Raw genomic sequence first — 14347 nt, 5'->3', positions numbered from 1 at the left:
CATTGTGTCGTGGTAAATGTCCATCTTCTATCAATAAGACTGGAATTCATCAAAAATGTGTATATGCACTAACCTTTAGAATTTCCTGAAGTTAAATGACTGAAATTCCTGAATGAACTCTATGGCCAGAATAATGGATAGTTTAAAAAAGTACTTTATTCGAAGCAGAGAACGCCTTTTAAGATAGCTGAAGGATATTGAATAGCCAGGGGTAAAGAGATGGCCTAAATCCATGTGAGAAATTCGCTCAGCATCTAACAGATGAATTGGTGTAATGGATAGTCACTTTAATGAACTTAAATGAAGAGTGGGTCGCTGCGGTATCTGCGCTTCATTAACCGTACTTTGCTAGACCAAATACCTAACGGTGTGTATTATGTGGACGAGTTATTGTTAAAAACAAACAATCGTTATGCTCAATATTTGACCTATTACATGACGGATTTTGTGACAGGGGAAAATGAAAATACAGATGGTTGTTTGTTAATTAGGACGCTTCTGAAATTATTCATTTAGGTATGGATCAAGATTTGCAAAAATAAATGTATTGGATCTAATCGAGTTTCGGATTTTTTTCATAAGTTAAACAAGAAAATAAATTTAATAAGATGGTGAAAAAATGAAGAAAAAATCTAATAAAAAGGGACACCCAGTGCGTGCAACTCAAGAGGTAACAGAAGAAGACAAAGGTGCCTAAGGAAAAAAGAACCGAAAGATGGTACAGCCTCCTCCGAGTCAGTGCAAACCCAGGAGCTCTCGGAACCTAAAGGCCATGAAGGTTTTTATGAAGGAGGAGAATCGGCGGGAAACAATGAGGGGAAACAGGGTAAAGGTGCCTAAGGGAAAAGGAACAGAAAAAAATAGCATCAAAAAGTTTGTGTGAAAGGGGTTTTAACCTTTTGAGCCTCTCGATGTCTTTCTTTTGGAAGGTATCCCCCAATCGCATCGCCCACAGACCTTTTTGAATTTAGGAGCTGACCATTAAGACAGCTCTTTCGTTATTCAATTAACACCCGTGGGTCTTCTTTGGCATCGCCGTTTTTTGGAGTTAGAGAAATTTATTTTAATGATAGTTTAAAACAGACGATTTTGGTTTGGTTGGGAAAATAAATTGAATTAGTGATTTCAACTAATACTTAGGCATAAAAACTTATGCTCCTTCTTAGTTCCTCATTGTGTTTCAACATTAATGTATTTGTAAGAACCACTTAAGGAAACCGTAAATATTGAGAAAACTGCTTAAACTATCCTACCCCTTTAATGACTTAAGATTGGTCTAAGTAACATCCCTATTCGATGGGCACTAAAAATTGGAAGGATTGTTAAGGAAGTAAAGTTCAAATAATAAAGTCTGCAAGAAAATATTACTGGCTGACCATTTAGTTTAAGTACAATATTTCACACTATAATTTCTTAACTTCATACTACATCCATTTATTTCAACTCTAAAGGACCTTCGACCAATCGGCTCCGAAGACCCTCCTGCCAATGATTGGACACATCATTCGTTTATTGTTTTTCAAACATTTTATTTTTTAAAAAATCCATAAAAACAGATTTGGTTTTACCTTTTAAATAGATAAAGTCTATACTAATATTCGTTTTTACGGGAGGAGTCATTTCCACTCTAAATAACTCTTCATTTTCTATTTCCTTCCTTACACAATGCTCAGGTAAAAAGCTAATGCCTAGGCCTTGTAATACTAAATTTTTAGCCGTTTCCATATTGTCAACTTCTACATATATATTCGGATTTACACCATTACTTTGAAATAGACGATGAATGATGAGCCAATCGATGGATCCATAATCAAAAAAGATTAGAGGCTGTTTACTTACATCCTCTACTGTTACTCTTTCTTCTTTTAAAAAAGGATGATTTGAAGGGACAACAAGGCTAATAGGATCATTATAAAGACGAATTGATTCTACTTGAGGATGGGTTTCTGTTCGTATAATGCCAAAGTCAACCTCTTTATTAATGACCTTGTGTAAAATATCTTTAGAATGTCCTGTTATAATTTTGATTCTAACATCCTTGAACTTAGATTTAAAAGCAGGCAAAATATCAGGGAGAATGTTGTTGGAAATGGACAATGCACTCCCAAGTACTAGCTCAAAAGGTACAGTTACTTGTTGTAATCCGTACTTTGCTTCCTGATAAGATTGAAGAATTTTTTGTGCGTGCGGAAAGAAATATTCTCCCTTTTCAGTTAAAGAAATTTTATTTCCGTTTCGATGAAAAAGCTTTAAATCAATTTCACGTTCAAGGGATTGAATACGTGCCGTTACAGAAGGTTGAGTTAAATAAAGAGCCTCAGCTGCTTTATTGAAACTACCTAGTTGACAAACATAAATGAAGGCTTCAATATTTTCAATATTCATTTTTACTGCTCCTAATTTTAGTTCACCATTTATCTAATTTACCCAATTGCTTTAGCTGATTCTGGCTCAGTAGCTGTTTTAATTGCCGATTTGGCTAAAATTGCTGTTGGGTCAATCATACAAATATTTTGGGATGATTTAAGTACAAGAGGGATTTCTGTACAACCTGCTATTATAGCTTCTGCCCCTCTTTTTATTAATTTATCAGCTACTCTTGAAAGGTATAAACGACCTTTCTCCAAATCACTCCCTTTAATAGCATATATTCCTTCCATCACTTCCTTTTGCATTTGCTTATCAGGCTCAATGGCTTGAATATCAAAGTATTGACAACTTTGTTGATACAGTTTTGTATTTATTGTTCCATCAGTGGCCAACAAACCTACTCTCCTCATATTATTTACGTGTAAAAAGCGAGCTGTTTCTAAAGGCATATGTAGAATCGGGATACTAACGGATTCTTTTATTGATTGAAAGTAAAAGTGAGCAGTATTGCAAGCCATTACCAGAAAATCCGCACCAGCATTTTCTAGCCTTTGTGCCGATTGTACAATAAAAGGAGTCGGATCTGCACCCTTTCCCAAAATAGCTGTTGTTCGATCAGGTATTTGTGAATAATTGTCCACGATAATATGGATATGATCCTGGTCTTTCTTTGCAGGTGTATAAAAAATTATTTTATTCATTAAATCAACAGTTGCTAATGGTCCCATTCCACCAATAATCCCAACTACTTTTTTCATGTTCTTCACCACTTATATTTAAAATTTTATAATATAGTTTTTTAATACTTAACTTTATTATAATTTTTATACGAAGCGATGAATTATAGAAATAATCTATACACTAATAGAAACAATAAATTGAACTTTACTAATGATGAAGCTTCCATTGAAACATTTCCCCTCAAATTCTCGAAGGACTTCTTACAGACCATTAAATGTCCCTCCTCAAGTCCATCATAACTGTTCCCTGTACTTGAACCATCCTGCCCCTTTAATTCCATAAGGCTGTTTTCGCATACCAAGTAAAGCGGTGTAGTTGATTTCCCCTCCAGATGCTCGCTCCAATCAACCTTAAATCGTTTTGTTTTAATAACAACAATCTTTACGAAAAGAGCCTTCCATAAAGAAAGAACTGCCTTTAAGGCAGTTCCGATTTTAAGCTAACGCAGCTGTTAGTGAAGGAAGACTTTATTTCTCGACTTTCACTCTCAACAATGGGGCGAGAATATCAGGTCCGTGCTTCTTGTATCTTTGCTTTTCCCCATTCTTCTGATGTAATGATGCTGCTTAACGTTTCATCAAAATGTTGGCGGCACCTGCCGAATGCCTGACTGTTCGGTTTGGGCTTTCCAATCTCCCTGACGGAATTCTTTTTCCCACTTCGAAACAACGATACAAGCGAGAACATGTCCAGGAGTATTACAAGCAGTACGTGCCATATCCAGCACACGGTCAATTCCTGCAATAATTGCGACGCCTTCTGCAGGAAGCCCTACTGCTGAGGCGGTAGCTAAAAGGACAACTAGCGAACCGGATGGAACAGCGGCAATTCCTTTTGAGGTTGCAACAAGAACCCCCATTACAATCAACTGTTGGCCAAAATCCATCGGGATGCCATATGCTTGTGCCAAGAAAATAGAGCAAACAGAAAGGTACAATGTCGAACCATCACAATTCAGTGATAGCCCAGAAGGAATAACGAATGAAACAACGCGTTTCGAACAACCGTATGCTTCCATTCGTTCCATTAACTGAGGCAGAATGGTTTCCGTACTTGTTGTTGAAAAAGCGATAAGGAACAAATCCCATACCATTCGAAACACTTTAAAGTAAGAAATCTTCAAGATCCATCCAATTATTGGGAATAGAACGAAAATAACTATAGCAAGCCCAAGATACACAACCCCAATCAACTTTGTCATAGGGATTAAAAGGGCAATGCCATACTGACCTACAGAGGCTGCCATGAGAGCGAGTACACCAATCGGTGCTGTTACCATGACCATTTGTGTCAGTTTAAACATGATATTTGCAACTGATTCCATAAACTTCATTGCCGGCTCTGACTTTTTGCCAATTGCTCCAGCAGCTGCCCCAAATAAAATGGCGAAGAATATAACAGCTAATAAATCACTTTTTGCCATCGCATCAACAATGTTGCTTGGAATGATATTAACAAGCATCGTTTTAAAATCGACAACTTTGGTAACGCTTTCATTCAATTGTGTGATATCCTTTTGAGCAAGATGGGACAAATTGAGCCCGGCACCAGGCTTTAAAATGTTAACAAGTATAAGACCTAAACCTAGAATCAGAGTGGTAATAAATTCAAACCAAATAATTGTTTTAAGTCCTAATGAACCCATTTTTTTCATGTTCCCGTCGCCTGATGACCCAATGACGATAGTGGTGAAAACAATAGGCACAACAATCATTTTAATAAGATGAATAAAAGCGTCGCCAATTGGTCTTAAGGATTGGCCAAGTACAGGAAAAAAATGTCCGATAAGTGCTCCAATAAACAGTGCTATTAATACTTGAAAAGCAAAAAACTTTTTCATGTGTTGTCCTCCCTGAACGAAAGATTAATAGCCTCATCACACAATAAATAGATCATTCCATTCTCATTTGACTATGAAATGAGAAAGAAGAAATGGCCTTTAAAAATTGATTCTACATTTCCATAGACAACCCCCTTTTAAAAATATTTGTAAATATACCAAAAACTGTATCATTTTTTCGCGATTCAGTAAAATACTGAATTACTATAAGGTTATAAGAATTAATTATTAATCCTGACTCCACCTTTTATTGTTCCTTAATCAGCTAACGCACCAGTTAGTTTAGGTGATCCATAATGGTACATTTCTATTGCACTTAAACAAGTATAACCCTGTCCTAAAATTAGGACAGGGTTAGCATAAAGCTGTTTAAAGAACAAGTTACATCTTTTTCTACATAAAGTTATTGCTGCGCTATCTGTATAAGGTTGCCGCATGTATCGTCCAAGACAGCTATTGTGACTTCGCCCATTTTTGTCGGCTCCATAGTAAACTTCACGCCGTTTTCCAATAATCGTTTGTACTCTTCATGAATATCTGCAACGCCAAACATTGTTGCCGGGATGCCATCTGCAAATATCTTCTTTTGATACTCCTGTGCGGCAGGATGCTCATTCGGTTCGAGTAAAAGCTCGGTACCGTCATGAGCTTCGGGAGAAACAAGCGTGATCCACCTGAATTTCCCCATTGGAACGTCTTGCTTTTTTACAAATCCCAGCTTTTCTGAGTAAAATTCCAGTGCCTTATCTTGATCTTGTACGAATATGCTGGTAACAATGATTTTCATTTTGTTTTGCCTCCTTTGATATTTGTGACGCATGGTGTTGTGCTAACAATCTGGCTGCAAGCAAAACGGGCCCACACATTTGTCAGAAGTCTTGTTCCGATTTAATAAAATTACTCTATCCATCCTTTTAGCAAATTTTTAAGTGGTTCGTTGTTGAATATAACGACTCGATACTTTCCCTTCCGTTTTGATTTTACGAGCCCTGCATCTTCCAATACAGAAAGATGTTTAGCTATCGCTTGCCGCGAAATGGAAATGTCGTGCTTCATAATGAGACGTACCGTAAGTTCATACAACGTCAGCTCGTTGCGTTCGGAGAGTTCGTCTAATATAAGCCGCCGAGTCGAGTCTCCAAGTGCCTTGAATATTGCGTCTTTGTCCCAATTCATATATCGAGTATAAGCAACTCTACGGTTGCTTGTCAAGAACAGGCAACCGTAGAGTTGCGTGATAAAAGCACCGTATCATGTATTCCTAACAAGTTAAAGTCACATAATTGTAGTTTGTTCCATTATCGAAATATAATTTCTAAAAAGTGCATGAATCCTCATTGGATCATCACACTAGTTAAATTTATAAGCACCTGCCCCGTTAATTCCATAAGAAAAAGGCTGCCGCAGCGGCCCTTGTTATTGAAGTAGAGCACCTGTTAGTTAATGTTTAAATATGAAAGGATTGCATCAAACATTCTTCATCATCTATCATTTTCTTTTTTTCTTCAAAATCTATATTTAGCGCACTAAAAATCTTTCTCCAAAATATAACGGCAGGAATGTTCTTGGCTAATTCAACAACAAAGTAGCTACCCTTTTTTTGTTTGAACAATTCCTTTACTAATGCAATGGCAATACCCTTTCTTCTATATTTTTTCAAAATAAAAATATCATTAATGCTGTAATCATATTCCTTATTTAAAAACGGCCTTTCCAAGAGTAATAAAAACCCTACAATTGTCTTATCTTTTTTCAAAAAATATGGTGTTACCCCTTCCATCTTCCAAATCAATTCAAATGAATCAAACTCAAACGAACCATCTGATGATATGTCTAAACCCTCGGTATACTCCGAAAGGTCATGTAAATAAAGGGAATATAAATTCTTAAGAATATGCCTTTCATCTGAGGAAATTTGATTTAATGAAACATTCATTGTTATACCTCTTTTACAATTAATCAACTCTCTTAATTATTTCGGCATAAACTTCCATTTGTCCTTCATGAACTAACCTGCCCCGTTAGTGCCATAAGAAAAGGGCTGAACGTCACTGCTCTTAACGCATCAGTTAGTTACATAACTCGTCTCCAATAGCGTATTTTCAAAGGGAAAAAATTTATCATAAAAATTCAGAAAATTTTAAGTTGTCCGTCATATCTTCGGGTGATATACTAGATTCACAAAAGTAATCATGATTATAAAATTACTATGATTGCTTTATAATTCCGATTAAAAATTTATGGAAAGCGCTTAAAATGAGTTTAAAAATGATGATAATGACTACTTTATGGAGGATGAAAAATGTCAACAGAATATAACGAAAAAGAAATTATCACCCATTTTCCTTATGCGTTTCAAACCATTGAAAACACTTGGATTGTTTTAAAAGATGGAACAAGACTTTCAAGTCGTATCTGGTTGCCTGAAATTGGGGAAGGTCAGAAAGTACCTGCCATTTTAGAGTACATTCCTTACAGAAAAACAGACGGTACAAGGGCAAGAGATGAACCGATGCATGGTTATTTTGCCGGGCACGGTTATGCTGTTGTCAGAGTGGATATGAGAGGTTCGGGAGAATCAGATGGTCTGCTTAGGGATGAATACTTAAAGCAAGAACAAGACGATGCTCTGGAAGTTATTGATTGGATCTCAAAGCAAAATTGGTGTGATGGAAATATCGGTATGATGGGTAAATCATGGGGGGGCTTTAATTCCCTTCAAGTTGCAGCCAGGAGGCCCAAAAATTTAAAAGCAATTATTACACTCGGGTTTACCGATGACCGGTATAACAATGATATCCACTATAAAGGCGGCTGCCTCTTAAATGATAATTTCTGGTGGGGGGCCATTATGCTAGCCTATCAGGTGCGTCCACTTGACCCTCATATTGTCGGGGATAGCTGGCGTGAAAAATGGCTGGGAAGATTAGAGGAAATGCCTTTATGGATGGCGCAATGGATGGAGCACCAAACGAGAGATGCTTATTGGAAGCATGGTTCAGTTTGTGAAAATTATGATGACATTGAAGTGCCAGTTCTAGCCATCGATGGTTGGGAAGATTCTTATACGAATACCGTATTAAGTTTAATGAAAGGGCTTTCAGTCCCTAGGAAGGGGATTATTGGTCCTTGGGCACATGTTTACCCTCATGATGGAGTTCCAGGACCAGCAATGGGCTTTTTGCAAGAAGCTGTTAAATGGTGGGACCATTGGCTAAAAGGAAAAGAGAACGATGCGATGGATGGACCAATGGTGAGTGTATGGCTTGAGGAAAGTATGCCTCCTTCTTCCATTAAACCAGTCAGTAAAGGAAAGTGGGTTGGACTCGATTCCTGGCCATCAAATGAAGTTCTAACGAAAACTTATCAATTGACTCATGGTAAGTTGCTAGCAGAAAGAGATGAAACAGAAGAGCGAGTGTTATTAAAAACACCTTTAAATCACGGCCTTTTATCAGGTGAATGGATGGGTGCCGGCGTACCGGGAGAAAGTCCGTCAGACCAACGATTGGATGATGGTATGGCAATGGTATTTGAAGGGGATTTCTTGAAAAGCCCATTAGAAATAGTTGGTTATCCAAGATTTGAAGTACAACTAACAAGTGACAAACCAAAGGCAATGCTCTTCGCACAACTATCAGATGTGGCACCAGATGGAGCCGTTACCCGTGTTTCTTATGGAGTGATGAATTTAACACATTTAAATGGACATGATCAAGTAGACTTGTTAACCCCTGGTGAAAAGGTAAATGCATTTGTTGATTTGGACTGTTGCGGGCATAAGTTTAAAGCCGGCCACCGGGTACGTTTATCTATTGCAACAACTTTTTGGCCAATGTTTTGGACAATGCCTGAGGATGCAACCCTTACCCTGAATCTTGAAACCGCAAAGTTTTCATTACCAGTCTTTAAAGGAAGCCGGGTATCTGGACCGAATATGAGTCCTCAAAGTGCGCCATTAACTCCGACAACTATGCTTTCAGAGGGAAAAGTCGATCGTTCCATTTCATACGATATTTTAACGGATACATGGACTTGCATAACCGATGGTGTTGGAGGGGTTTTTGGTGAAGGCGTCTATCGTTTTGATGACATCGATGTTACGGTTGAACACAATTTGAGACGAGAGTTGACATTAAGCAATGCTAATCCTCTTTCCGCGAAATATACCATTTTTCAAAAAATGAGAATTGGCCGTGAAGGTTGGTGGATTGAGGCTGATATTACCGTTACGCAAACTTCTGATGCAGAAAACTTTATCATTGTTGGGGAAATGGATGTTAAAGAAAACGACCGACCGGCATTTCATAAGAATTGGGATCAAAGGATTGAACGTTTAGGACTTTAAAAAGCCAGCGATTGGAGAGAAAGAGATGAAAGGAAAACTGAGGAAAAATATACCTACTCTAGTCATTTTAATCATTGCAGGTGAAATGATTTATACATTGCCTTATTTTCGAAACTATTATTATGATGTATTCTTAAATGCCTTTCACTTAACCAATACACAAATGGGTACGCTTGGCAGTGCGTATGGAGTTTGCTGTTTGATTTCCTATATCTTTGGAGGGTATGTGGCGGATCGATGGAGAACGAAGCACTTGTTGTCAATATCCTTATTTACGACAGGGATTCTAGGCTTTGCTTTACTATTGTACCCCCCTTACCCTGTGTTGCTGCTAATCTATGCAGCTTGGGGTATAACATCCATCATGACCTTTTGGGTAGCGTTAATAAAAGCCGTCCGGTCGTTAGCATCTGAAAACGAACAAGGAAAAGCATTCGGCTTTTTTGAAGGCGGACGCGGTGCTGCCAAAGTTATCGAATCTGCTTTGGTATTAGGACTCTTCGCCTTTTTAGCAAAGCAACTGAGTGACAAGCTGGCATTGTCCTCTGTGATCATTTTCTATTCCGTGATGTGTATTCTTTTAGGGATCATGATTTTGTTACTTTATAAGGAACATGATGATGACAACAGTAGCGATGAAATAAAAGAAAAGGCAAATAAAAAATTTGATTGGGCAATACTTTTGAGGATTCTCAAAATGCCGACAACCTGGTTGGCAGCCATTCTTATTTTAACGTCTTATGCGATGATTAATAGTTTCTATTATATTACGCCTTATGCAACGGCTGCCTTTGGTGCTTCAACAATAATCGCCGCTGCTTTGGGTTACTTTTCACAATACTGTCGCCCAATCGGAAGTTTTGGCTCTGGCATTATCGGGGATCGAATTGGTATTTCGAATATGGTCATAATTGGCTATTGTGTTCTGGCAATCGGTTTAGCCGCTCTCATCGTATTACCCGGAAAGCCTTCTTTCATCTTATTACTGTTAGTTTTTATAGCGATTATTTATATATCGATGTATGCATTACAGGCAACGCACTTCGCTATTTTAGTGGAAGGAGACTATCCTGTCGAAACAACGGGAACAGTTGCCATGCCCTTGATGATTATTGGGTATAGCGGAGAAATCTTTATGCCGATTGTTGCAGGTGCTTGTTTGGACCACTGGAGTGGTACAGACGGTTATAAGGTATTATTCACCATTTTATTAGCCTTGACGATTGTTGGGTTGATAACGGCTATAATTTGGCAAAGAGTAACGAAAGAAAAACGAAAAGAAATTGTGCTTCAGAAGAGAATAATGAAAGCAAGTTAGTAAAAACAAAAGGATTAAAAGGCTGCCAAGTGATAGAATAATGAGGTTTTCTTAAAAATCCCCAAAAATGTAAAGTGGCTGGCGATAAACGTTTTGTTTTTTGCCAGCTTTTTATTTTTATACATTTCTATTGTGGGCTAATGTTCTTTCGGCTTCCATGCCATAGTTTGGTATAATTTATCCATCAGCACTTTATTGATTAGCACGCCACTTAAAATAAAGGTAGAAAACAGGAAAGCTTTGTTTTAAAGGGTTCAGTGAAAAAAATAAGGTCATCTATAATCGAAATGGACCTATATCTTTTTAAAAATGCGAGGGGAATGGATATGAAAAAAAAAGAAATACAAATGGGCCGCATGTGGAAATACTTTGTGGACGCAACAGCTGAAATTATCGAAGAAGAAGGTTTAGAGAATGTAACAATAAGGAAAGTTGCGGATAAAGCGGGCTATAATAGCGCAACCATTTATAACTATTTTTCTGAGGTCTCCCATTTGATTTTTTTCGCTTCAATGAAATTCTTGAAATGCTACACAGATGAGGTAGCTGATTATATTGAAAAAGGAAAAGATCCAATTGAAAAGTACTTATTAGCATGGGAATGTTTTTGTAATCACTCTTTTAAGCAACCACAAATTTTCCATGCGGTTTTTATTATGGACCTAGCTGATCAACCTGAAAAGCTGCTCGAAGACTATTATAAAATCTATCCGTCTGATTTGATTAACATTCCTGAAGAATTAAAGACTATCCTATTCGAACGTAATGTGTCAAAAAGAGGGAGATCCTTTTTAGAAATTGCACTAAGAGAGGGCTACATTAAAGAGGAAAATGTTGATGCGATTAATGAATTAACCATTTTAGTATGGCAGGGAATGTTTACAAACATTTTAAATAATCGCAAAAGCTACGATATTCAAACGGCTGCAAAAATCACCATGAACTATATAACAGAGATTGTACACAACGCAAATCTATTTCATTTTAAAAATTGGGATCATGCCAATCAGCAGTAGCATTCCCTTACCATTCTTCTGACACATACAAGTTTCGCAGCGACATCGAAAAAGCCCTCCTCTATTGATCGAGAAGGCTTGGATAAGGATATTTATTTTATTATTTCTGTTTTTTCTAGTGTACCTTCGTTAATCTTCCTTATGCAAAGGCATCGGCTGCTAAGAGCGCATTTCTTGCCCCAGAAACGCGCCCTTTTCTTGAATAACTTAGGTCGTTGAAACGGGGACATACCTATTGAATATTAGCCATTCCGCGAATGAAATAAAACTTCAGTTAAAAATGACGTTAGAAAACAGCCCAAGACATAATTACTATGACAAACATCAATAATCCAAAAGGGTATCTATAAACATTGAATTGTCCATCAACTTTAGCTGAAATCAGTTATACATATTAAACCCTATATGGGTGTATTCAACTCAAAACGAGGCCCTTCCCCCGTTTGGTGAATAAGTCGCCATCTATTAGTCCATCTTAACAAATGTAGCTATATGGAGGGAGGTTCTAAGCATGAGCCAAAAGCGTGATAAAGGCAATAGTCAGAAGGGAAAAGCTAATAGCGATACAGTAAATCCAGTGATCGCAGCAGAAGACTTGGAAAAAGCAATTTATCCAACTAATAAGCCCCCGCGCAATGCTAAATAAGTTACAATCTCGTGCCTTCTTTGCTTTTCCGATGGCTGTTTTCGTAAAGAGTGTTGTTTTTAAAACGAAACGATTTAAGGTTGATTGGAGCGCAAGTGCGAGACTCCTGCGGGAGCAGCGGGACAGGTGAGACCCCACAGGTGTTTACGCCGAGAAGGCTCACCGCCCGCCCCGCGGAAAGCGAGCATCTGGAGGGGAAATCAACCACACCGCATTACTTGTTAAATCGCAACAAAGTATGTGAAAACAGCCTTTCCCATAAAAACTTGCAGGTAACGAAATGAAGAGTCAAGCAATCCACTAACTTGACTCTTCATAGATATAATAGACTTTTATTTTAGTCATTATATTGTTCATTAAGTGTTGAAATTTCTTCTTTACATACTCCATCGCTTTGCAAGGACTGTCTTTTTTATGAGGCAAAACCCCAATGTCCAACTTCATTAATCCACCTAATTTAGTAGATAAACTTATTCTTTTGTCCTTAGTTGTCTCATAAGTCCTTTAAATGGAGTAGCATATGAGTCTTCATATTTCTTAATATGTTCTGTTAAAACAGACCAATTACTTTCGTGATGTGGATGTATTTGGGTTGTATCGGCAGCACTATAGAGTTCACTTAAAAAGTAAAGAGTTTCCCATATTAGAAAGTCATTGTTTAATGTAAGTAACACCTCAATGACATTTGGAACATAATTAAATGCATCTTCCGGAGACATTCCATTAGTAATTGATTCGAATGCATTACTAAAATACCATTCGTCAGTATCTAGTTTATCTTCCCATCCAACATATATTTCTAATAGCCTGCTATCCGTTTCAATCACATCCCAAATGGTTATCTAAATACATACTTTATCATTCCTTATTAAACATCCTGCCCTGATGCATAAAGAAAAAAGCTGCCTTAAAGACAGCTCCGATCTTTACTAACTATTTAGCATTCGTGGTTATTAAGAATGCTGGCACATCTTACTGAACGTCATTAGTCAATCGACCGATGTTCTCGACTTCAACAACGACCTCATCCCCCGACTTGATCGGGCAGCTGCCAGATGGTGAACCCGTAGCCAAAATGTCACCGGGCTCCAGTGTCATTACTTGTGAAAGCCAGCTGATTAGAAACGGAATGCTTAGAGACATTTCATTGGTATTACCGTCTTGGACAACGCGGCCGTTTAAAGTGGTCACAATCCGCAAATTAGTCGGATCTACCCCGGTAACGATGCACGGTCCCAAAGGTCCGAATGTATCAAATCCTTTACCCCGCGTAAACTGTGGATCTTTTTTTGTAAGATCTCTTGCAGTGACGTCATTGAATATCGTACAACCGAACACATAATCAAGCGCATCTTCTTCTTTGATGTTTTTTCCGCGCTTTCCAATCACCAAGGCTACTTCCCCTTCGAGTTCCACTTGGTTGGATAGCTCGTTTGGAGGAAGGATAATTTTCTCCTTGTCTGCAATAAGCGAAGATAATGGCTTCAAGAAGAGAAATGGTTCTACAAGGTTCGCCTCTCCCCCTGTTTCCTTTGCATGACCTGCATATGTCCAGCCGAAATTAACAACTTTCGAAGGTTTTACAGGTTCCAGAATTTTTACGTCACTATATTTCAGCTCTACCCCGTCATACTTTATTTCCTTGTTGACAAGTTCAGCAAAACTGCTGGATAGTTGTAATATCATCTCATCCTCAACAATACCGTAATGTATATTGCCCTGTTGATTCTGATAGCGAACTATTTTTTGTGTTTTTTGTAGCACATGCATTATGAAAAAACTCCTTTGATGATAAAGATTACCTCAGATAAAATAAAATCCGGTTCTCCTATACTATAACATGCCTGTTCTTTTACGTGAAAAAAGAGCTCTCGTCGCAACTCCATCTTCTACTAAACCGGCCTTTAGTCAATAAGATTGTATTTTATGGAACCTACAATTTATTTATAATTTTATCTGTGTATTGCCTTATATAGGCTCCAATAAATTTTCCGATTGGCAGCCCTTGTAATACATTCCCCATGAAATGTTCACTTAATTTCATGCATACAATTGCACCTATTACATT

At 37.7% G+C, this 14347-nt stretch carries 12 protein-coding genes; 4 read left to right on the top strand and 8 right to left on the bottom strand.

Annotation, left to right across the window (positions count from 1 at the left end):
• Positions 1-1509 precede the first annotated feature (1509 nt).
• From BW986_RS21270 to BW986_RS21245, 6 genes are all read right to left on the bottom strand, one after another.
• Complete coding sequence (locus BW986_RS21270) at positions 1510-2385, bottom strand: LysR family transcriptional regulator (RefSeq protein WP_076370478.1); 876 nt, start codon at positions 2383-2385, stop codon at positions 1510-1512.
• 38 nt (positions 2386-2423) lie between these two features.
• The gene (cuyB, locus tag BW986_RS21265) at positions 2424-3128 is read right to left on the bottom strand and encodes a cysteate racemase (RefSeq protein ID WP_076370476.1); all 705 of its coding nucleotides are present in this window, start codon (positions 3126-3128) and stop codon (positions 2424-2426) included.
• Between the two features lie 560 nt (positions 3129-3688).
• A complete protein-coding gene (locus BW986_RS21260; protein WP_076370474.1) occupies positions 3689-4951 on the bottom strand; it encodes a dicarboxylate/amino acid:cation symporter in 1263 nt (420 codons plus the stop codon).
• Between the two features lie 403 nt (positions 4952-5354).
• Positions 5355-5738 (bottom strand): VOC family protein, encoded by a 384-nt coding sequence (locus BW986_RS21255; protein WP_076370472.1) that lies wholly within the window; start codon positions 5736-5738, stop codon positions 5355-5357.
• Between the two features lie 110 nt (positions 5739-5848).
• On the bottom strand, positions 5849-6127 hold the full coding sequence (locus BW986_RS21250) for an ArsR/SmtB family transcription factor (RefSeq protein ID WP_076370470.1): 279 nt from the start codon (positions 6125-6127) through the stop codon (positions 5849-5851).
• A gap of 271 nt (positions 6128-6398) precedes the next feature.
• Positions 6399-6887, bottom strand: a complete 489-nt coding sequence (locus BW986_RS21245) for a GNAT family N-acetyltransferase (protein WP_076370468.1) — start codon at positions 6885-6887, stop codon at positions 6399-6401.
• 366 nt (positions 6888-7253) lie between these two features.
• On the opposite strand from BW986_RS21245, the gene BW986_RS21240 reads away from it, so the two are divergent.
• From BW986_RS21240 to BW986_RS30865, 4 genes are all read left to right on the top strand, one after another.
• Positions 7254-9299 (top strand): CocE/NonD family hydrolase, encoded by a 2046-nt coding sequence (locus BW986_RS21240; protein WP_076370466.1) that lies wholly within the window; start codon positions 7254-7256, stop codon positions 9297-9299.
• A gap of 25 nt (positions 9300-9324) precedes the next feature.
• The gene (locus BW986_RS21235; protein WP_076370464.1) at positions 9325-10617 is read left to right on the top strand and encodes an MFS transporter; all 1293 of its coding nucleotides are present in this window, start codon (positions 9325-9327) and stop codon (positions 10615-10617) included.
• A 326-nt stretch (positions 10618-10943) separates the two neighbouring features.
• The gene (locus BW986_RS21230; RefSeq protein WP_076370462.1) at positions 10944-11633 is read left to right on the top strand and encodes a TetR/AcrR family transcriptional regulator; all 690 of its coding nucleotides are present in this window, start codon (positions 10944-10946) and stop codon (positions 11631-11633) included.
• 511 nt (positions 11634-12144) lie between these two features.
• On the top strand, positions 12145-12279 hold the full coding sequence (locus tag BW986_RS30865) for a hypothetical protein (RefSeq protein ID WP_260320917.1): 135 nt from the start codon (positions 12145-12147) through the stop codon (positions 12277-12279).
• A gap of 470 nt (positions 12280-12749) precedes the next feature.
• Here BW986_RS30865 and BW986_RS21220 read toward each other — a convergent pair whose 3' ends face one another.
• Together BW986_RS21220 and BW986_RS21215 are read right to left on the bottom strand one after the other, a co-directional pair.
• Positions 12750-13106 carry an ABC transporter gene (locus BW986_RS21220; protein ID WP_076370458.1) on the bottom strand — a complete coding sequence of 119 codons (357 nt, stop codon included), beginning with the start codon at positions 13104-13106 and terminating at the stop codon, positions 12750-12752.
• A 145-nt stretch (positions 13107-13251) separates the two neighbouring features.
• Positions 13252-14049, bottom strand: a complete 798-nt coding sequence (locus tag BW986_RS21215; RefSeq protein WP_076370456.1) for a fumarylacetoacetate hydrolase family protein — start codon at positions 14047-14049, stop codon at positions 13252-13254.
• Positions 14050-14347: the final 298 nt, after the last annotated feature.

It is taken from the genome of Peribacillus simplex (assembly GCF_900156045.1).
Lineage (GTDB): Bacteria > Bacillota > Bacilli > Bacillales > DSM-1321 > Peribacillus > Peribacillus simplex_D.
Note: the sequence above shows the minus strand (reverse complement) of the source record. Positions and strands in the feature narration are given on the sequence as shown.